The organism is Streptomyces sp. NPDC001822, from assembly GCF_042892135.1.
Taxonomy (GTDB): domain Bacteria; phylum Actinomycetota; class Actinomycetes; order Streptomycetales; family Streptomycetaceae; genus Streptomyces.
Window position 1 is genome coordinate 279,561 of the sequence record NZ_JBIATW010000001.1, and the last position, 19,215, is coordinate 298,775.

Below are 19,215 nucleotides of genomic sequence, written 5' to 3' on the forward strand. Positions count from 1 at the left end.
GTCACTAATCCCTCCACTCCGGCCTCAACGTCGGCCGCTGCCCCTCGTGCTCGTCCTGGTCCAGCTCGGTGGCGTACGCGGCTCGGGTGTCGGTGACGGCCCGCTCCCATATCCACGCGCCGCCGTGAGTCCGGTCCAGCCGCGCGGCCAAGCCGTCGGGGGCCCGCGCACCTGCACCGGCCTGACCAACCTCGGGTACGCCATGCTCGACCGGCACAACGACACCGAGCACCTCAGTCTCCTCATGCCAGAGCCGACCCCGTGATCGCGACCTCGCGCAACCCCCGGATACAACTGGCGCACCACCGCCTCGGCGCAGTCGACATCGCAGCGGACCCCGCGTTCCCACCCCCACGTCGTACGCCTGGTGGCCGGCGACGGGCGTCAGTTCATCGCGAAGCAGCACGCGGAGCGAGACCGGTACGCCGGAGAACTCCACGCCTACTGGGCGTGGGGCACCCATCTGAGCGGCCATGATGCGGAGTTGGTCGGCCGGGATGACGCCACCCGCACCCTGCTGCTCACCGCGCTCGCAGGCGCCCGCGCGGATACCTTCGCTCCGGGCTCGCCCGAGGAGGAGCTGGCCCACCACAAGGCTGGGAACGTGCTGGGCAAGCTGCACCGAGCCACCGCCATGCCCCAGGGCGGAGCCGTCGGCGCCTCGCTCGCCGAGCGGTTCCAGCGGTGGACCGACAGGGCCGTCCACGCCGACCTGCTCGACGCCGCTGAGGAGAACCTGCTGAAGCACCACGCGGTGATCCTGGGCGCCAGCCACCTGGACACCTGTCGTTCCTTGCACCAGCTGTCCGAACTGAGCTGGACGTCTGGACTGACATCCTGAGACACGGGACCTCACGCCGCCGGCCTCGTGCCCGTGCAACGGTCGTCACGAACCTGAGGAACGTCCTGCCGTTCCTGACGGAGTACGCCGGAAAGTACACAACCCTGCGCAGGCCACCCGCGACGACATCACCGGCTTGCTCGGCAACCGGACCTATCGCGCATACGAAGCCAGTGCTTTGCGTTCGCTGTTCAGCACGCTCAAGGCCGAGCGGCTGATCTTCGCCGACCCGATGCGAGGCATCAAGGGAGGCAAGGTGCCGATCAAGATCCCCGCATCACTCGCTGCGGACGAGGTGGAGTCCGTCGTACTTGCCGCACTGCAGGATCCGGCCCTTCGAGTGGTCGTGGCCCTGTCTGGCATGCACGCGCTGCCGGCCCGCCAGATTCGCTCGATGCTGGTCGAGCTCGTGGACCTGCCGGGACGGCGACTCGACCCCGAGGACTTGGATGTCCCCTTGGCGACTACACCGCCGAGGCGATCAGCGAGTACCTCGCCTATAGCCACCGGCGATGGCCCAGCAGCACCAACCCACATCTGCTGATCACCAGGAACACCGCCACCACCGCGACGGCTGTGGGCACGTTCTGGATGGACAAGTTGGTCAGGAGATTGCCCGTGGGCGTCGACCGACTGAGGCAGGACCGCATCCTTGATGAAGCCCTTGCCAACGGCGCCGACCCCCTCCACCTCGCACACGTCTTCTCCCTCGGGGCCAAGGCCAGCCTCCGCTGCACCAGCGCAGTGACCGAACCGGAAGCGGAGCAGGAACCGAACACCCGCTGATCTTGAGCTCTACTCCGCAGGGAGCCGTCGCCGGCCCTCCGGGGTGAAGGTGAAGGTCTGGCGGAAGGGCCCAGTTCCGAAGCGCACTGCAAGCAGGAGGGGTTCCTCGTGCTCAGGTGGCCATGATTGCTCGGCTCCCGGAGCACTGCCGTTCCAGAGATCGAAGGACACCATCGGTTCCTCCGGGTTCTCCGTCAGGTAGCCGAGGGTCTTTCCGTAGTAGGGGTTGTTGCCGCCGAACAGCATGGACGGGGTGCCGAACTCGGCGACGACGTCCGACCACACACGGTCCTCAGCCGCCCACTGGCGGACCGAACCCTGCAGGACTGCGTATTCCTCAGGGTCCAGTACACGGTCATGCTTGAGCCAGCCACGGTGGTGCGCGAACTCGGCATACACCGAGGCAATGACGTACTCGTGACATCGGTCCGGGATCAGGTCACGGAACATGCCCGCGAGGCCGGTGCTGGACCCGGCGCCGCGATCGTCCCAAATGCGCCGCTGGTCGACCAATGCCTCGGGCTCGCCTCCACGAACAGCAAGTGATCCATCAGCATGCGGAAGGCCAGCTCCTTCCCGTACATTCCGGGACGGCACAAGGCCAGGTTCAACTGTTCGACGAGATACACACGTATCTCGTCGGAGGCTGCAAGCGATCTGGAAGTAGGCACACCACAGTTTCGCGCAGAATGCCGCCGGATCGCGATCATGGGCCCGGCCATTCTCCGTCTGAGCCGGATCCAGGCCCTTCGCCCAGTCCCGTTCGCTGTGGCAACCGGCCCCTTCGAGGCGGCAGAACCGCCTTCGAGCCCTTGAGTTTGCGCTGCAGAGCCTTCAGATTTCCTGCACCCACGGAAGATCGGCATCGAGAGCTTCTACTGCCGCCCGGGCATCGAAGGCGCCCACGAGAAGGGCGGAGTCGAGGGACAGATCGGCTACTTCCGCCGCAACCACTTCGTCCCGGTCCCCGAGGTGTCCTGGCTCGCCGAGCTGAACGAGATGGGCGAGCAGTGGGACCGGCAGGACGACCCCGGCAGGATCGGCTCCAGGTCCAGGACCATCGCCGAAGAGTTCGCGCTCGAACAGCCGCTGCTGTTGCCGCTGCCGGAGGAGCCGGTCGAGACCGGGCGGTTGTTCACCCCGAGGGTCGACCGCTACGGCCAGATCCCGGTCCGCACCAACCGCTACTCGGTCTCCGTCCGGCTGATCGGCAAGCGGGTGAGGGTCATCCTTCACGCCTCTCACCTGGTGGTTTACGACCAGAACGTGGAGGTCGCCCACCCGAACATCGACCCGGCCACCATCCACACCCTCGCCAGCTGCGAGTGGATCAAGAAGAGCCAGCCTCTCTGCCGGATCGGCGACTCCGGCACCGGCAACTCCCACATGCTCATCGCGCTGGGCACCGAGGCCGCGATGAAGGGCTACCGCGTCCGCTACACCCTCGCGACGAACCTGGTCAACGAGCTGGCCGAGGCCGCTGACGAGAAGCAGCTGAACAAGACCATCGCCCGCTACGGCCGCGTCGACCTGCTCTGCATCGACGAACTCGGCTGCGTGGAACTCGACCGCCACGGCGCCGAGCTCCTCTTCCAGGTCCTGACCGAACGCGAGGAGAAGAACAGCGTCGCCATCGCCTCCAACGAGTCGTTCGGCGGCTGGACCAAGACCTTCACCGACCCCCGCCTCTGCGCGGCCATCGTCGACCGCCTCACCTTCTACGGCACCATCATCGAAACCGGCACCGACTCCTACCGCCTCGCCAGCCCACATGGCGGCACCGGAGGTCGCCGCAGCGGAGCCGTGGACCGCGTACGTCCACGGTTGGAGTGCCTGCGCCGTGTGCTCCCTCGAAGCCGGTGAGGCGGCAGGCGGAAGCCTCGCGACGGGTCTGACGGAGTGTCAGGAAAGTCAGCATTGGGTCAGCATCAGTCCTGAAAAACCTGCTGACCCCTGCCTGAACATGCGACTCGTTGTACTCTCGATGGGTCGCCCTTGACCTGCAAAAACGCAGGCAGGGAGCCCAGAGCCAGGAGTTCTTCGATGCTGCGTACCATGTTCAAGTCCAAGATTCACCGGGCCACCGTCACCCAGGCCGACCTGCACTACGTGGGATCCGTGACCATTGACGCCGATCTTATGGACGCGGCCGACCTGCTTCCCGGTGAGCTGGTGCATATCGTGGACATAGACAACGGCTCGCGGCTCGAGACCTATGTCATCGAGGGGGAGCGAGGTTCGGGCGTCATCGGGATCAACGGCGCCGCCGCCCACCTCGTCCACCCCGGTGACCTGGTCATCCTCATCAGTTACGCCCAGGTCGACGACGCCGAGGCGCGTGCGCTGGTGCCGAGTGTCGTGCATGTGGACGCCCGGAACCGGATCGTCGAGCTGGGCGCCGACGCGTCGGCGCCCGTGCCGGGCACGCGTACCGAGCGCAGTCCGCACGCCGTTCCCGCGCGGAGCTGACCCGCTCCGCACGCAGCAGCGAGGAGTACCCGTCATGGCAGCAGAGCGGGCCGCAGTCGACATCCGGGACGACCGGGAGAGCGGCAGGCTGGTCGCCTACCTGGACGGGGCCGCCGCCGGGGTCGTCGCGTACTTCGTGATGGACCCCGGGCCGGGCGCCCTCGTGGCCGTGCACACCGTCGTGGAGCCGGAATACGAGGGCCGAGGCATCGCCAGCGCTCTCGTACGTGAGTTCTACTCCATGGCGGCCCGCGAAGGGGTGCCCGTCGTGCCGCTCTGCCCCTACGCCGCCGAATGGGCGCAGCGCCATCCCGAGCAGGCGCCACCGGTGTCCCAGGAGCTCGTGCGGAGCGCCGGGCTGCAGCTCGGCGCGCACCGCGAGCTGTTCTGAGGCACCCGTCCGAGCTGCTCTGAGGCACCCGTCCGGGCGTGGTCCGACGTCGTGTACGTGTGGACTCGGCAGGCGAGGGCAGCCGCACGGGGAGACGGTGGAGAGGAGATCCACTCGTCCTGTCCGATGCACTTGGAGGCACGACATGACGCATCCGTATCCCGATCCCGTACCGCCCGCGCCGACGCCCCCGCCCGTGCCGGGGCCGCCCACACCGGTGCCCTCCCCGCCGCCGGTACCGCCGGGTCCGGTCCCGCCCGGTCCCGCACCGGATCCGATCCCGCAGCCGCCGGGCCCGAATCCCGATCCGGTGCCCGAGCCCGAGCCCTCACCCCAGCCCGCGGGGCCTGCCTAGGGGCGGTCCCCGGCCGGCATGAAGAGCGCGGTCAGCGCCTCGGCGTGCCCGAGGCCGCTCTCCGCCGCCACCGAGTCCAGGGACTGCGCGTCGCGCACCGGGGCGAAGCGCAGGCCACCGGGCTCCCCGGCGAAGCCGTACACGGCCGGCCGGGGGAGACTGTTGTACGCCCACGGGGTGGAGAAGTAGTACGCCCCCGTGTCGTACAGAGCCACGAAGTCGCCCTCCCGGAGTTCCGGCAGCTCCCGGGCGTGCGCCACCACGTCCCCGGCGAAACAGCACGGCCCCGCGATGTCCTGGACCATCAGCGGCCCGCTCCGGGGGTGGCCCTGTGCGTCGAACGCGCCGATCCGCAGCGGCCAGGCGTCGGGCATCAGGACGGTCCGGGTGGCGATCTGCGCGCCCGCGTGGGTGAGCGCGACGCGGCGCCCGCCGGCGTCCTTCGTGTACTCCACGCGGGCGCCGATGAAGCCGTTCTTGGCGAGCAGGGACCTGCCGAACTCGGTGACCAGGTCGTACCGCCCGTCGAAGAGCCCGGGGACGGCCGCGCGCAGCGCCGCGACGTACTCGGAGAACGGGGGCCGGGTCTCGTCGTCGTCGAAGTTCACGGGCAGCCCGCCCCCGATGTCGATCCCCGTGACCCGGCGTGTGCCCAGCGCGGCGTTGATCTCCTCGGCCAGGGCGTAGGTCTCGGCGATTCCCGCCGCGATGAGTTCGAGGGGGCACCCCTGGGACCCGACGTGGGCGTGCAGCCGGGTCAGCCAGGGCCGCTCGGTGAACGTGCGTACGACCTGCTCGCGTGCGCCCGGGTCATGGAGTGCCACGCCGAACTTCGATGTCGGCGTCGCCGTGCTCATGGCTCCGATGGAACCGCCTCCGACCTGGGGGTTCACCCGTAGTCCGAGGACGGAGGCCGAGCCGGGGGAGCGGAGCCCGTCGATGCGGCGGATCTCACCGAAGCTGTCCGCGTTCACCGCCACGCCGAGAGCCAGCGCCAGCCGCAGTTCGTCACGGGTCTTCGCGGGTGAGTCCAGGACGATCCGTTCGGGAGGGAAACCCGCCTCGAACGCGAGGCGCAGTTCGCCCGGACCGGCCACCTCGCACCCCATGCCGCAGTCGGCGAGCAGCCGCAGTACGGGGACCAGGGAGGCGGCCTTGGCGGCGAAGGTGTGCAGCACCCGCACGTGGGGCTCCGCCGCGAACGCGTCCCGCAGCGAGGCGACCGAGGCGCGCACCCCGTCCGCGTCGAGGAACCCGGCGAGGGGCCGCGTCTCGCCGAGCATCCCCTCGGCGACGGCCAGTCGGAGCGCCTCGGCGAACCTGGCAGAGCGCTGTGCGTCGACGCCGGGGCCCCGGCCCGGTGCGGGGTCCGGAGGGATACGGCCTGTCTCGTCCATGGGAGCCTCCCAGGTCGGCCTGTGCCCTCAGGCGATCAGCGGGACGACAGCCTCCGGGGTCAGCATCCGGAAGGTGAACGCCTGCTGGAAGTAGAGCCGGATGTTTCCGGCGTCATGGTCCAGATAGCCGATGGACAGGTCCTGGCCCAGGCACAGTTCGAAGTCACCGCCCCGGGTGGACAGCAGGACACCGCCCGACACGGCGGGCGCCCACAGGATCGGGTCCTCCAGGATCCGCGCCAGGTGGGTCGCCACCGGATAGCCGTGGTCGGAGGTCTCGGTCGCCTCGGTGAACGCCTCGGCGCCGAGCAACAGCCGGTACGGCCCGTCCACGCCCGCCAGCCGCAGCCGGGTCAGCGCCTGGCTCACGGTGGCGGGGTAGTCGCGTGCGTCCGCGGGGAGTGGCAGCGGGGTGTGCGAGGAACCGTCGCGCAGTCCGGTGATGCCGGCGGCCGCGTACCCGTCGATGACGGCCATGTCCTCGGCGAACGCGCAGGTCCGAGCCGCGTCCTTGACGGGCTGCCAGTCGCTGTCCTCGGAGCCGCGTTCGACGTCGTCGACGGCCGCTCTGGAGACGGTGAACGGCACCCGCCACTCGATGACCGGGGTCGCGGTGCGGGCGCGGGCGATCACGTCGGGGGTGGGCGGGTCGATGTCGCGCAGATGTCCGTCACCGACCGCCGAGAACTCCGGGCCCTGCGGGTCGGACACGTCCACGACCCGGCGGGCCGCGACGTGCCGGCTGAACGTGCGCCTGGCCTCCTCCTCGATCTGGACCCAGGCGGCTTCGGTGACGGGGGCGAGCTCACGGTGGAGGTTGTTCATCACGGGGCACTTTCTTGCAGGCTGCCGATGCGCAGCGAACCGTCGCGCGCCGCCGCCTGGTTCCCGGGCCGTGACGTGATGGTCTGCGGCTCGGGTGCGGCCGCGGCCGCGACGGGGGAGGGCGGTGGCGGAGGGGCGTCGAGGAAGTCGGCGCTGGGTGCGTGGAAGAGGGTGCCGGTGACGGCGGTCGAGAAGTCGAGAATGCGGTCGTGGGTACCGGGCGGGCTGCCCAGGAACATGTTGCGGAGCATCTGTTCCGTGACGCCGGGGTCGGCCGCGTAGCCGATGAAGTACGTTCCGAACTCGCCCTGTTCGAAGCTGCCGAAGGGCATGTTGGCGCGCAGGATGTCGTGTTCCGTGCCGTCGGCGTCCGTGATGGTGTTCAGGGCGACGTGCGAGTCGGCCGGCTTCACGTCGTCGGCGAGCTCGATGTCGGAGAACTTCGTGCGCCCGATGATCCGTTCCTGCTCCTCCGTGCCGAGCCGGTTCCAGCCGGGCAGATCGTGGAGGTACTTCTGCACGATCACGTAGCTGCCCCCCTCGAAGCACGGGTCCTCGGCTCCGACGACGGCTGCCTTGCGGGCATCGTCGCCGACCGGGTTCTCCGTGCCGTCGACGAAGCCGAGCAGGTCCCGGTGGTCGAAGTAGCGGAAGCCCTGGACCTCGTCGACGACCTTGACGGCGCCGGCCAGCCGGTCCAGCAGGTGCGAGGCCCACTCGTAGCAGACGTCCATCCGCTCGGCCCGCACGTGGAACAGAAGATCACCCGGCGTGGCCGGCGCGTGGTGCAGCGGACCCCGCAACTCCTGGAACGGGTGGAGGCGGGCCGGCCGGGGACCGGCGAAGAGGCGGTCCCAGGCGTCCGAGCCGAAGCCCGTCACACACGCGAGACCGGCGCTCGGCACCCGGAAGCCGACCGACCGTGCGAACGCCGCGAGGTCCGGCAGGACGTCCCGCACGGCGGGCTCGCCGCCCGGCTCGATCGTCGCGACCAGGACCAGTGCGGCGCTGGTCAGCGGTGCGACGACGGGCTGGACCGCGACGGGGTCCGGTACTGCCTCGGACATGCGCGCACTCCCGTGGGTCGTGGACGGAACTCCCTGCCACTCATCCACACCACGGCTCCGCCCGCATCCCACGCCGGTCCGGTCGGGCGATCCGGCGGCCGGCGGGTTCACGGACCCGGCCGCCGGATGTTCAGCACCTCGCCCCGGCCGTGCGCGGCGGCGGCGACCCGTCGCCGCGGGGCCGCCCGTCCCGTCGAGGAGGCTCCGCGCGGGCGCGCTCACGTCCTGCCGGAGCCGTCCGAGGGCGGGTGCGGCAGCCCGGAGGCCGACGGTTCGCGCAGCCTGGGGAGCAGGTGGCCGCCGACGCGTGCGATCTCCTGTTTGTAGGGGGTGTCGGACAGGACGAAGTGGGTGACCCCGAGCTTGCGGTAGTTCTCCAGCGCGGTGGCCACCTCGTCCGGGGAGCCCACCAGCCAGGTGGTCGCGGCTCCGCCACCGCCGAATCTGCCGGGAGTGGTGTAGAGGCAGGTGTCGAGCACCTCACCCCGGGCGGCGAGGCCGAGGAGCCGCTGCTGCCCGACCGCGTCCCGCTGGTTCGGCGCCCAGTGGACCCCGTCCGTACGGGCCATCTCCGCAACTTTCGCCTCCGCCGCCCGCCACGCCTCCTCGGTGGTGTCACGCACCAGTGTGGTGATCCGCAGTCCGAACTCCAGGGGGCGATGACGGCGGCCGGTGCGCTCGCTCAGTGCCTTCAGCCGGTCGACGCGTTCGGCGATCCCGTCGAGGGGTTCACCCCAGAAGAGCTGGACGTCCGCCTCGGCCGCCGCCACGCGCTCGGCGGCCGGGGACGCGCCGCCGAAGTAGAGCGTGGGGTGGAGCCGGTCGCCGGTCGCGTAGGGGCGCGGTGCGACGGTGGAGCCGGTGACACGGAAGTACTCACCGGTGTACGTGACGTCCTCCTCCGTCCACAGGCGCCGCAGCAGGTGCATGAACTCCTCGGTGCGGGCGTAGCGCCCCGCGGGGTCGACGGTGGTGTCGCCGTACGCGCCGACGTCGTCCCGTCCGCTGACGATGTTGAGGAGGACGCGCCCCCGGCTGAGCTGGTCGAGGGTGGCAGCCGCGCCGGCGAGCTGCGCGGGCTGCCAGTAGCCCGGGCGGACCGCGATCAACGGCTCGAACGCGGTGGTCCGGGCCGCCAGGGCCGTGGCGACGGTGAAGGTGTCCGGCCGCCCCCACCCGGTGCCGATCAGGGCACCGCTCCAGCCGTGCGCCTCCGCCGTGCGCGCGAGGTCGGTGGAGTACTCGACGGACCCCCAGCCGGACGCGGTGTCGTCGCCGCGGTGACCGGGTTCGACGGTGTTGGGGACGTACCAGAGGAACTTCGGGCTCATCGTGTCTTCCGATCACTGATCGGCCCGGACCGGAGCGACGCGGGCGGGCCGTTGGTGTGGAGGAGGCAGGGGACGGTTCCTGCCGAGGCCCGGGCCGCTGGGCGGTGGGGCGTTGCCCGGCCGCGTCCGGTCAGGGACGGCGGCGTACGGGACTGGACGCGTTACGACCTGCCGCGGGCCGGAACGTCGCCGTGAACGGTCAGGACGCGGCCGTGAGGCGGACGTGCGGGCGGGGCCGCGTGAAGGGGTGGGTGAAGGTCAACACCCGGCGCCGAAGGCGCGGACGACGTGGGGACAGCGCTCGCTGGGAAGGGGCTGAACCTCGGTCATGCGGTCGAGTCTCGGTGTGATCGTCCGGATTGTCAATGAAGCCCGGTGGCTACAGGGGACGTTGCGGCCCCGGCCCGTGCCGGGCCGGGGCCGCGCGGACGGCAGACCTATTCGGTGGCGGCAGCGGGCTGAACCGCGGCCGTGTCGACGAGGAAACCGCCGGACTGGTGGTGCCAGAGTTTGGCGTAGGCGCCGTCGGTGAGCAGCAGTTCGTGGTGTGTGCCCTGTTCGACGATGGTGCCGTGGTCGAGGACGATGAGGTGGTCCATCGCCGCGACCGTGCTCAGCCGGTGTGCGACCACCAGCGCGGTCCGGCCCTCCATGAGCTGCCACAGGGCCTGCTGGACGAGGGTCTCGCTCTCCGAGTCCAGTGCGCTCGTCGCCTCGTCCAGCAACAGGACCGGAGCATCGCGCAGGATCGCCCTGGCGAGCGCGACGCGCTGGCGCTGCCCGCCGGACAGCTTGACGCCGCGCTCCCCGACCATCGTGTCGAAGCCCGCAGGAAGCTGATCGGCGAACTCCGTGACGTGCGCCGCGTCGGCAGCGGCCCGGATCTCCGCGTCGGTGGCCCCCGGGCGGGCGAAGAGGATGTTCTCGCGGAGCGTGCGGTGGAACATCGCCGGTTCCTGGGGTACGTACGCGATGAGGCTCCGCAGGTCGGACTGGCGCATCCGGCAGATGTCCTGACCCCCGATCAGGATGCGTCCCGACTGGACGTCGGCCATGCGCAGGAGCAGCCGTGTGAGCGTGGTCTTGCCGCCGCCCGAGCGTCCGACGAGGCCGAGCCTCGTGCCGCTGGGCACGTCGAGGTCGAGCCCGTCGAAGATCGGCCGGCTCCCCGCGTGTGCGAAGCGGACGTGTTCGAAGCGGACGTCGGCGGATCCCGGACGGACCGCCTCCGGGGCCGGTGGGTCGAGCACGGTGGGCGGTTCGACGAGCAGCTCGGTGAACTGCGCGGCTTCCGTCATCGAGCTTTCGAGCCGACGGTAGATCTGGTTGAACTCGAACATGATGCGCGTCGAGCCCGTGTAGTAGGTGAACGCGACCACGATCGCCTCCACGCTGCCCCCGCCCGCGCCGAAGGAGACGGCGAGGAGCAGGCCGAGGCCGTTGGTCAGCACCGACATGGGGGCGACCAGTGTGTCGATGCGGAGGTTGCCGTAGTCCCACGAGCGCAGGGTCAGTCTCCGCGACTCCGCGACGCGGGACCGGTGTTCGGCGGCCTCGCGCTCCTCGGCGGCGAACGCGCGCACGGTGTCCATGTTCATCAGGGCGTCGGACACGTGTCCCGAGACCCGTGCGATGGCCTCCTCGCGTTCGTTGACCAGTTGCTGACGGCGGCGGATGAGGGGCGCGGCGCAGAACGCGGTCAGGACGATCATCGTCAGCAGGCCGGCGACGAGCAGGGGGTCGTAGTGCCAGAGGACCACCGTGCCGAACAGCAGCGGCGCCAGGCTCCCTACGACGTTGAAGGTCAGCGTGTCGACGAACTCCTCGAAGCGGGCGGCGAAACTCAGCACCCGCTTGGTCAGGGAACCGGCGAAGTTGTCCTGGTAGAAGGAGGCGTCCTTGGCGAACAGGGCGTCCATGCCGGTGACGTACAGATGCTCGATGCCGCGGGCGTCGACCCGGTTCAGGCAGTGCAGGCCGAGCCTCCACAGGGTCTCCGCGAGGAGCAGGACTCCGGCGAACACACCGACGTAGGGGAGCGCGTCGTGTAACCCGATGGCCCCTTCCTCCGCGATCCGGCCCACCAGCTTGGCGACGACCAGCGGCGCGACGTAGGTGATCCCGATGTTGCCCAGTGCGGGGAGCAGGAGAGCCGGAAGGGACAGGTTTCGTTGGCGGGACAGTTCGTTCAGGTAGTGGCGGAGTGCGAGCCGGACCGGGCCCCTGTCCGGTCCGGTGCCTCGTGCGTGCTGCGATCCCATGCCGACCTCATGTCGTTGCGCGGGCAGTTGCGCCGGGCCCCGCCGCGGTGGCCGGCCTCCGCCCCGGGGCGCAGCGAACCACCGGGCACACGCGCTCACGGTGCGTGCGTGGCGAGGTGTCCGGGGGAGGAAGTCTTCCGTGACCGTGCGTCCGGCGTCCAAGTGTTTTCGGGGTACACCGGTGTGTTTCGGCCTGGTCGCCCGCGCGCCCCCGCACCCCCCGGTGCGCCGCGCACGGCGTGCCCGCGTGCGGTTCTCCGCGGCGCAGCACGCCCCTCACGCACCTCTGTGCGAACCCGAACCCCTGCGGCTTGGCCGGGAGGCGGCGCGCGGCCGTCAGCCCCCGGCACGCCCCTCCGCGCAGCCCCCAGGACGCGGTAGGCGGGATCCGGAGGGGAGAGCCGGTCGGGTCCAGTCCGAACAGGTCCTACCCGAACAGATCCTCCTCTTCGGGGATCAGGTGCATGGCCGCCTCCTCGGCCGAGGCCGCCGCACCGTCGATCCCCACGTCCTGCGCCGTGAGGGTGGAGGCCACGTGTCCGTCGCCCTCCTGCGTGAGGCGGCCCGCCCGGTCGGTCCCGACCTCGAGGTCGTAGGGCTCCCCGTCGCCGCCCTCGAGGTCGCCGATGCCGTCCCCGAGGTCCGAGGTCTCAGGAACCTCCCTGGTCAGGCGGCTGTCGAGGGACTCGCCCGACTGCTGCTCCGCTGCCGTCGTGCCCTTGTCGTCGACCGCCCAGGGCCGTTCGGGCGGGGAGTACCCCTCGTCCAGGACGTCCGTGATCCCGGAGTTGTCCAGGGTGTCCTCCACGTCCAGCAGGTCATCGGGGTCCGAGGCCTCCGGCTCCTGCGGCTGGTAGACGTCGTCCCCCCGGTCGCTGTCGGTCATGGCGTGCCCCTTCCTCCGGGTGCCCCTCTACGTCATTCCACTCCGGTCGGGCGGGAGACGCAACGGAAGCAGTTCACCGACGGGGATGACGCCGGTTCAGATGACAATGAAAACGATTGTCGATAACGTGTGTGGTGTCGGGCCGGACTCCCCTCCGCATGGGTGGCGTCCGCATGCCCGCGATCCCGAAGGCACTGTGAGAAGGGGGAGTTCATGGCTCACCTGTTGGTGGTCGAGAGCTGGGTCGGTTCGATGAGCAGACTGCTGCCGCGGACCCTGGGGGAGGAGGGGCACCACTTCACGTTCCTCACCCGTGATCTGATGCATTACCTCCGGGCGGCTCCCGAGGGCGCGGCGCACCCGCTGCTCACCGCGCGTAACGTCGTCACGGGGCCCACAAACGACGTCACGGCGCTGCTTCCGCAGGTCGAGCTGTTGCACGCGGCGCTGGCCTTCGACGGTGTGATCACATCCTGTGACTACTACCTGCCCGCAGTGGCCCGTATCGCCGCCCGCCTCGGCCTTCCCGGCCCCACGCCCGAGGCGATCGAGAACGCCTGCCGCAAGGACGCGACCCGGCGGGTGCTCGCGGCGGCCGGGGTGCCGGGGCCGCGGTTCGCGGTCTGCGCGGACGAGGAGGGCGCCCTGGCCGCCGCCCGCGGGATCGGCTACCCGCTGGTCGTGAAGCCGGTGGACCTGTGCGGGGGCATGTTCGTGCGCCGGGTCGACGACGACGCGCAGCTCGCCTCCGCCTGCCGCGCGCTGGCGGAGTTCCCGCTCAACGCCCGGGGACAGCGACGTGCCCCGCAGATCCTGATCGAGGAGTACCTGCGAGGTCCCGAGGTGAGCGTGGAGACAGTGGCTTTCCAGGGCGTCACCCACGTCGTCGGAGTGACGGACAAGAGCGTCGGCAGGGCCCCCGCGTTCGTCGAGACCGGGCACATGTTCCCGGCCGACCTCACCCCTGATGATCTCGCTGCCGCGGCGGACGCGGCGGTCCGCGCCGGGGCGGCGCTCGGTCTCGACACCGTCGTCGCGCATACCGAGATCAAGCTCACGCCCCACGGCCCCCGAGTCGTGGAGGTCAACCCGCGCCCCGCGGGGAACCGCATCACCGAACTGGTCCGCCATGTCACGGGGATCGACCTCGCCGCCGCGTGTGCCGACGTGGCCCTCGGGCGGGCGCCGGACCTCCGCCGGTGCGACACCGGACTGCGCAGCGCCGCGATCGCGTTCCTCGTCCCCGAGGCCGCAGGCACCCTCGCCTCGGTCGACGGTGCGGACCGGGTGCGGGACGCCGAAGGCGTGCTGGAGGTACAACTCGCGGAAGCCGGACGCGCGGTCGAGGCCGCGGACAGCAACAACGCCTACCTGGGACACGTCATGGCGGGCGACTCCGCGGGACTCGGCGCCCGCCGCCACGTCGAGACGCTGCTCGCCGGACTGCGGCCCCGGCTGGTGAGCGCGTGAACACGGCGACCCGTATGCCCCCCGCGTCCCTCGGCACCCTCGTCGGCCAGGCCCTGGCCGGAGAGCTCGGTCCGGCGCCCCGTACCCGTCGGGTCACCGTGGCCTTCACGACGGCCCAGGCCGCACGGCACGACGGGCGGCGAGGCGGATACCGCAACGAGGTCCTCAGCCTGCGCGTCGGCCGTGCCGTCGGCTCGTGCTCGGTGGAGCCGGGAACACTCGCCGCCGGGACCGTCGAGGAGTGCGCCGGTGCGGACGTCGCCGCGCTCCTCGCCCACCCGCTGCTGCCGGTGCGGGTCGCGGCGCTGGACGCCTATCTGATGGACGTACAGCCGCACAGCGCCGCCGGCGCGGAGCCGGTCACCGTCCCCTCCGGAAGCTCGCTGGACCGCTCGCGGGCCAGAGCCGCCGCTGTCGTCGATCTGCTGGACGCGGCGCCCGGCTCCGCCGTGCTGGTCGTGGGCGTCGTCAACTCCCTTCTGGACGAGCTGCGTTCCCGCGGATTCACGGCGCTTCCGTGCGATCTGAAGGGAGGCGTCACCGAGTGGGGGGAGCCCGTGTTCACGGACGCCCTCGCCGGGACCGACCGCTGCGACGCCGTGCTGGCCTCCGGCATGACCCTCGGCAACGGGACCTTCGACCCGCTCCGCCGCCGCGCTCTGGAGCTGGGGAAACCCCTCACCATGTTCGCCCAGACCGGTAGCGCCGTACTGCCCCGCTTCCTGGGTGCCGGCGTGAGCGCGGTCTGCGCGGAGCCCTATCCGTTCTTCTGGCTCGACGGCGGACCGGGCGTCGTCCACCGCTACCGCGCGGACGACGGAGGTGCCCGGTGACCACGGCGTTCCTTCCCACCCTCGCCCCCAACCGCGAGCTGCTCGCGCTCATCGGCCGCACCCCGCTGGCCAGGATCACCACGGCACTGCCCCGGCGCCACCCCGGATTCTGGGCCAAGCTCGAAGGGCATGCCGTCGGCGGCATGAAGGCACGGGCCGCGGTCTCCATGCTCCTGGGCGCCGAGGAACGCGGCGAACTCCTTCCCGGAGCACCGGTGGTGGAGTCGACCTCCGGAACCCTCGGGATAGGTCTCGCCTTCGCGGGCCAGGCGCTCGGACATCCCGTCGTGCTGGTGGGCGACACCGAACTGGAACCCTCCATGCGCCAGTTGCTGCGGGCCTACGGCGCCCGCCTGGAGCTGGTGGACACACCCGCGGATCAGGGCGGCTGGCAGGGTGCCCGCCTGGAGCGGCTGCACGACCTCCTCGGGAGTCTCCCCGGCGCGTACTGGCCCGACCAGTACAACAACCCCGACAACACCGCCGGTTACGCCTCCCTCGCGGCGGAACTGGCCACGCAGCTGGACCATCTCGACATCCTCGTCTGCAGCGTCGGGACCGGCGGGCACAGTGCCGGGATCGCCGGGCCGTTGCGCAGGCACTGGCCGGCCCTGCGCCTCGTCGCCGTCGACTCCACCGGGTCGACCATCTTCGGGCAGGCCGCGGCTCCCCGCCTGATGCGCGGACTCGGCAGCAGCATCCACCCGCGGAACGTCGCCCACGGCGCCTTCGACGAGGTGCACTGGATCGGCCCGGCCGAGGCCGTCGACACCTGCCGACGCCTCGCCCGGGGCAACTTCGTCAGCGGCGGGTGGAGTACGGGCGCCGTCGCGCGGGTCGCCGCCTGGGCCGCCGATGCCCACCCCGGAGCGGCCGTCGCCACGGTGTTCCCGGACGGACCGCACCGCTACCTCGGCAGCGTCTACGACGACGACTTCATGACCGCCCACCAACTGGACCCCCGCCTCGCCGCCGTCGGCCCCGTCGACATCCCGCACGCACGCGCCGCACACGCCGGGGGCTGGGCCCGATGCACCACCGTGACCGACCCGCTGGCCGAGCGCCCGGAAGGACAGCCGTGAAACTCACCCAGCGCACCGTCCGGCTCACCCTCACCGAGCCGCTGCGCATCTCCCGCTCGACCATGACCGCACGCGACGCCGTGTGGTTCACCATCGAGCACGACGGGCTGCGCGGCCACGGCGAGGCCGTCACCAGCGTCTTCTACGGACTCGACACCCCTGCCCTGCAACGCCTCGCGGCCCGCACCGGAGAGCGCCTGGCACGCTTCGCCGGACCGGAGACCGCACTGCACGCCCTGCGCACCGGTGAACTCACCCCGGCCGGCACCCCGGCGGCGGTGACCGCGGCGACCGAGGCGGCACTGCTCGACCTGGTGGGCCGGCGCACCGCCACGGCCGTCCACCGCTTCCTCGGTTCTCCCGTGCCCCCCAGGGCGGCCACCGCCCGCACGATCTCGCTCACCTCGCCCGGCCGGGCAGCGGCCCAGGCGCGCAGGCTCGCCGACGCCGGGTTCTCCGTCATCAAGATCAAGGCGGGCGACCCGGACCACGAGTCCGATCTGGACCGGGTGCGCGCCGTCCGCGCGGCGGCACCGGCCGCCCGCCTCCTCCTCGACCCGAACGGGGCCTGGACGGTGGGGCAGGCGAGACGGCTTCTTCCCCGGTACGCCGACCTTGGCATCGAAGCGGTCGAACAGCCCGTCGCCCCAGGTGACCCCGAAGCCCTCGCCCGGCTCGCGGCCCGCTCACCGCTGCCCGTGATCGCCGACGAGGACGCCGTCACCCAGGAGGACGCCCGCCGGCTCGCCGGACGGGTCCACGGCATCAACGTCAAGCTCGCCAAGTGCGGAGGCGTGCACGCGGCCCTGAGGATCGCCGCCCTGATCGAGGGCAGCGGCACCGACCTCATGCTCGGCTGCCTCACCGCCAGCACCCTGGGAATCGCCCCCGCCGTCCACATCGCCGACCGCGCCCGCTGGACCGACCTCGACGGGCACCTCCTGCTGGCCCACGACCCGTGGACGGGCATCGGCGGCCACGAGGGCTTCGTCCGGGCCACCGGGCGGCCCGGCCTCGGCGTACGGCCCCGTGAGGCGGCCGGGGCATGGAGTGAGGCCTCATGAGGATCCTGCACGAGGTCCGCGCCTTTCCTCTCGCGATCCGGCTGCTCCTGGTCAACCAGCTCGGTGTCAACACCGGCTTCTACCTGCTCATCCCCTACCTCGCCACACACCTGGGCGACGACCTGGGTCTGTCGGCGGCCGTCGTCGGCGTCGTCCTCGGCGTACGCAATCTCAGTCAGCAGGGGCTCTTCCTCATAGGCGGCTCCGCCGCCGACCGGCTCGGGGCACGCGGTGTCATCATCGCCGGCTGCGCGATACGCACGGCCGGTTTCGCCCTCTTCGCGTTCGGCGACGGGCTGCCCGTCCTGCTGGCCGCCTCGGTGCTCAGCGGAGTGGCCGGCGCGCTCTTCAACCCCGCCGTCCGCACCTTCCTCGCCCAGGAGTCCGGGGAACGCAAAGCAGAGGCGTTCGCCCTCTTCAACGTCTTCGCGACCACCGGCGCCCTCGTCGGTCCGCTCCTGGGCAGTGCACTGCTGCTGGTCGACTTCCGCGCCGCCGCGCTCACCGCCTCCGGCATCTTCGCCCTGCTCACCCTCGCCCAGGCCCTGGTGCTTCCGCCCCACGACGCCGGTCCGGCCACCGGCAGCGTCGCCTCCGACTGGCGGGAGGCCGTCGGCAACCGCGACTTCCTCGTCTTCGCCCTGGCCATGGTCGGCATGTTCACGCTGGAGAACCAGCTCTATCTGCTGCTCCCCGACACGGCCCGGCGGGCGACCGGCTGGGACGGCGCCGCGGGCCTCGTGTTCGTCGTGGGAACCGTCGCCGGGATCACCCTGCAACTGCGCATCACTCGCTCGTTGAAGGCGCGGGGGAGCAGAGGCGGGTGGATCGCCGCGGGACTCGTGCTGATGGGGCTCGCCTTCGTACCGCCGATGCTCGTCGCCGCACCGGCCGATCCCGGCGGCACTTCCGGGGCGGTCCTGCGCCTCACGCCCGTACTGGCGGGAGCGCTGCTGCTCCACCTCGGGGTCATGACCGCCCAGCCCTTCGTGATGGAGCTGATCCCGGCCTTCGGGAGGCCGGGCCTGACGGGCACCTACTTCGGTGTCTTCTACGCCTTCTCCGGCATCGCGGCGGCCCTCGGCAACACGGCCGTCGGGTGGTCCATGGACATCGCACGTGAGGGCGGGGCGGACAGCACGGTCCTCGCGCTGCTTCCCTGGGCCTGCTGCCTGGCCACCGGGCTCGTCTCGGCCGCCGCGGTGGCCCGGCTGCACCGCACGGGAACACTCCCGGGAACCCGGCCCGCACCCGTGGCGGTGACGGCGTGAGACACCGGACGGCCAACCTGCTCACCGACCGGCCGGAGCTCTACGAGGCCAGGTTCCCCGATCCCGGACACCTGGCCGGACGCTGGGCGGAAGACCTCCTGCGACGGTACGGCGCCGGCCCCGCCGTGCTCGACCTGGGCTGCGGCACCGGCCGCGACGCCGCCTGGCTCCACGACGCCGGGCGCCGTGTCACCGCCGCGGACCTCTCGCCCCCCATGCTCGCCCATGCCCGCGCCCGCCATCCCGGACCGGACTACATCCACGCCGATCTCCGCGGCTTCGACCTCGGTCCGCGCACCTTCGACGCCGCGGTCTGCCTGGACAGTTCGCTGCTGTACTGCCACACGAACGAGCAGCTCGACGGCTTCCTGGCGTCCTGCCGCCGCGCCCTTGCCCCCGGTGGTCTGCTGATCGCGGAGATGCGCAACGGCGCCTACTTCCTCGGCCGCGACGAGCCCTCCGCCAGGCCCACGGTGTCCCGCTTCACCTGGCTCGGCACCACCTACACCTCGACCACCGCACTGAGCGTCGACCGTGCCGCGCAACTGCTGAGGCGCAGCCGCCGCTGGACCGCCGACGACGGCAGCGGGCCCGTCGAGGAGCACTCCGCGTGGCGGCTGCTCCTGCCGCAGGAACTGCGCCACTTCCTGGGCCTCCACGGTTTCGAAGTCCTGGCCCTGCACGACGGCCCGGGCCCGCGTACCGATCCGGCGTGGAGGCCCGGCGACGAACCCGGCGGCGCCGCCGACGGCGACAGGCTCCACCTGGTCGCCAGGAGGCCGCGGAATCCCGGGAGGCCACGGAATCCCAGGGAGCCGCGCAAACCCGGGGAGCCCGGAGAACCGGCGACGACCCGGGAAGCAGCGGTGTCCGGGCGACCGGCACC

At 71.4% G+C, this 19,215-nt stretch carries 19 protein-coding genes and 1 pseudogene; 12 read left to right on the top strand and 8 right to left on the bottom strand.

What is annotated here, in order from left to right; genetic code table 11:
- Window positions 1-4: 4 nt before the first annotated feature.
- On the bottom strand, window positions 5-232 hold the full coding sequence (locus ACFYY2_RS01275) for a hypothetical protein (protein WP_388735385.1): 228 nt from the start codon (window positions 230-232) through the stop codon (window positions 5-7).
- A gap of 135 nt (window positions 233-367) precedes the next feature.
- On the opposite strand from ACFYY2_RS01275, the gene ACFYY2_RS01280 reads away from it, so the two are divergent.
- The 3 genes from ACFYY2_RS01280 (at window position 368) to ACFYY2_RS01290 (ending at window position 1,627) form a co-directional block, all read left to right on the top strand.
- Window positions 368-841 (top strand): hypothetical protein, encoded by a 474-nt coding sequence (locus tag ACFYY2_RS01280; RefSeq protein WP_388735387.1) that lies wholly within the window; start codon window positions 368-370, stop codon window positions 839-841.
- A gap of 136 nt (window positions 842-977) precedes the next feature.
- On the top strand, window positions 978-1,385 hold the full coding sequence (locus ACFYY2_RS01285) for a hypothetical protein (RefSeq protein ID WP_388735389.1): 408 nt from the start codon (window positions 978-980) through the stop codon (window positions 1,383-1,385).
- A gap of 74 nt (window positions 1,386-1,459) precedes the next feature.
- A complete protein-coding gene (locus tag ACFYY2_RS01290) occupies window positions 1,460-1,627 on the top strand; it encodes a hypothetical protein (RefSeq protein ID WP_388735392.1) in 168 nt (55 codons plus the stop codon).
- Between the two features lie 9 nt (window positions 1,628-1,636).
- Here the strand turns inward: ACFYY2_RS01290 and ACFYY2_RS01295 are convergent, their stop codons facing one another.
- On the bottom strand, window positions 1,637-2,077 hold the full coding sequence (locus ACFYY2_RS01295) for a hypothetical protein (RefSeq protein ID WP_388735394.1): 441 nt from the start codon (window positions 2,075-2,077) through the stop codon (window positions 1,637-1,639).
- Between the two features lie 522 nt (window positions 2,078-2,599).
- Between ACFYY2_RS01295 and ACFYY2_RS01300 the strand changes: the two genes are divergently transcribed.
- The 3 genes from ACFYY2_RS01300 to ACFYY2_RS01310 all read left to right on the top strand — a co-directional run bounded on the left by ACFYY2_RS01300 (window position 2,600) and on the right by ACFYY2_RS01310 (window position 4,487).
- A complete protein-coding gene (locus ACFYY2_RS01300; protein WP_388735397.1) occupies window positions 2,600-3,490 on the top strand; it encodes an ATP-binding protein in 891 nt (296 codons plus the stop codon).
- Between the two features lie 180 nt (window positions 3,491-3,670).
- On the top strand, window positions 3,671-4,096 hold the full coding sequence (gene panD / locus ACFYY2_RS01305; RefSeq protein ID WP_388735399.1) for an aspartate 1-decarboxylase: 426 nt from the start codon (window positions 3,671-3,673) through the stop codon (window positions 4,094-4,096).
- A 34-nt stretch (window positions 4,097-4,130) separates the two neighbouring features.
- The gene (locus ACFYY2_RS01310; protein ID WP_388735402.1) at window positions 4,131-4,487 is read left to right on the top strand and encodes a GNAT family N-acetyltransferase; all 357 of its coding nucleotides are present in this window, start codon (window positions 4,131-4,133) and stop codon (window positions 4,485-4,487) included.
- Window positions 4,488-4,838: 351 nt separating this feature from the next.
- Here ACFYY2_RS01310 and ACFYY2_RS01315 read toward each other — a convergent pair whose 3' ends face one another.
- The 6 genes from ACFYY2_RS01315 to ACFYY2_RS01340 all read right to left on the bottom strand — a co-directional run bounded on the left by ACFYY2_RS01315 (window position 4,839) and on the right by ACFYY2_RS01340 (window position 12,609).
- Window positions 4,839-6,125 (bottom strand): diaminopimelate decarboxylase, encoded by a 1,287-nt coding sequence (locus ACFYY2_RS01315; RefSeq protein ID WP_388736778.1) that lies wholly within the window; start codon window positions 6,123-6,125, stop codon window positions 4,839-4,841.
- 141 nt (window positions 6,126-6,266) lie between these two features.
- The gene (locus ACFYY2_RS01320) at window positions 6,267-7,064 is read right to left on the bottom strand and encodes a family 1 encapsulin nanocompartment shell protein (RefSeq protein WP_388735405.1); all 798 of its coding nucleotides are present in this window, start codon (window positions 7,062-7,064) and stop codon (window positions 6,267-6,269) included.
- Window positions 7,064-8,131, bottom strand: a complete 1,068-nt coding sequence (locus ACFYY2_RS01325; RefSeq protein WP_388735408.1) for a Dyp-type peroxidase — start codon at window positions 8,129-8,131, stop codon at window positions 7,064-7,066. Before ACFYY2_RS01325 ends, ACFYY2_RS01320 begins: the two co-directional genes overlap by 1 nt.
- Window positions 8,132-8,349: 218 nt before the next feature.
- Window positions 8,350-9,462, bottom strand: a complete 1,113-nt coding sequence (locus tag ACFYY2_RS01330) for an LLM class flavin-dependent oxidoreductase (RefSeq protein ID WP_388735410.1) — start codon at window positions 9,460-9,462, stop codon at window positions 8,350-8,352.
- A 437-nt stretch (window positions 9,463-9,899) separates the two neighbouring features.
- Entirely contained in the window at window positions 9,900-11,723 is a 1,824-nt protein-coding gene (locus ACFYY2_RS01335) for an ABC transporter ATP-binding protein (protein ID WP_388735413.1), read from the bottom strand.
- Window positions 11,724-12,150: 427 nt separating this feature from the next.
- On the bottom strand, window positions 12,151-12,609 hold the full coding sequence (locus ACFYY2_RS01340) for a DUF5709 domain-containing protein (protein ID WP_388735416.1): 459 nt from the start codon (window positions 12,607-12,609) through the stop codon (window positions 12,151-12,153).
- A 213-nt stretch (window positions 12,610-12,822) separates the two neighbouring features.
- On the opposite strand from ACFYY2_RS01340, the gene ACFYY2_RS01345 reads away from it, so the two are divergent.
- From ACFYY2_RS01345 to ACFYY2_RS01370, 6 genes and pseudogenes are all read left to right on the top strand, one after another.
- Window positions 12,823-14,079 carry an ATP-grasp domain-containing protein gene (locus ACFYY2_RS01345; RefSeq protein WP_388735418.1) on the top strand — a complete coding sequence of 419 codons (1,257 nt, stop codon included), beginning with the start codon at window positions 12,823-12,825 and terminating at the stop codon, window positions 14,077-14,079.
- Between the two features lie 14 nt (window positions 14,080-14,093).
- Window positions 14,094-14,912, top strand: a complete 819-nt coding sequence (locus tag ACFYY2_RS01350) for a hypothetical protein (RefSeq protein ID WP_388736781.1) — start codon at window positions 14,094-14,096, stop codon at window positions 14,910-14,912.
- A complete protein-coding gene (locus tag ACFYY2_RS01355; RefSeq protein ID WP_388735421.1) occupies window positions 14,909-15,994 on the top strand; it encodes a PLP-dependent cysteine synthase family protein in 1,086 nt (361 codons plus the stop codon). Before ACFYY2_RS01350 ends, ACFYY2_RS01355 begins: the two co-directional genes overlap by 4 nt.
- Entirely contained in the window at window positions 15,991-17,058 is a 1,068-nt protein-coding gene (locus ACFYY2_RS01360; RefSeq protein ID WP_388735424.1) for an enolase C-terminal domain-like protein, read from the top strand. Before ACFYY2_RS01355 ends, ACFYY2_RS01360 begins: the two co-directional genes overlap by 4 nt.
- Window positions 17,055-18,329, top strand: coding sequence for an MFS transporter (locus ACFYY2_RS01365; RefSeq protein WP_388735426.1), 1,275 nt, complete (start codon window positions 17,055-17,057; stop codon window positions 18,327-18,329). The genes ACFYY2_RS01360 and ACFYY2_RS01365 overlap by 4 nt, the downstream gene beginning before the upstream one ends.
- Window positions 18,326-19,105 (top strand): annotated as a pseudogene (locus tag ACFYY2_RS01370) (class I SAM-dependent DNA methyltransferase); the annotation flags it as partial. The gene ACFYY2_RS01365 and the pseudogene ACFYY2_RS01370, both read left to right, overlap by 4 nt.
- Between the last annotated feature and the right edge of the window lie 110 nt (window positions 19,106-19,215).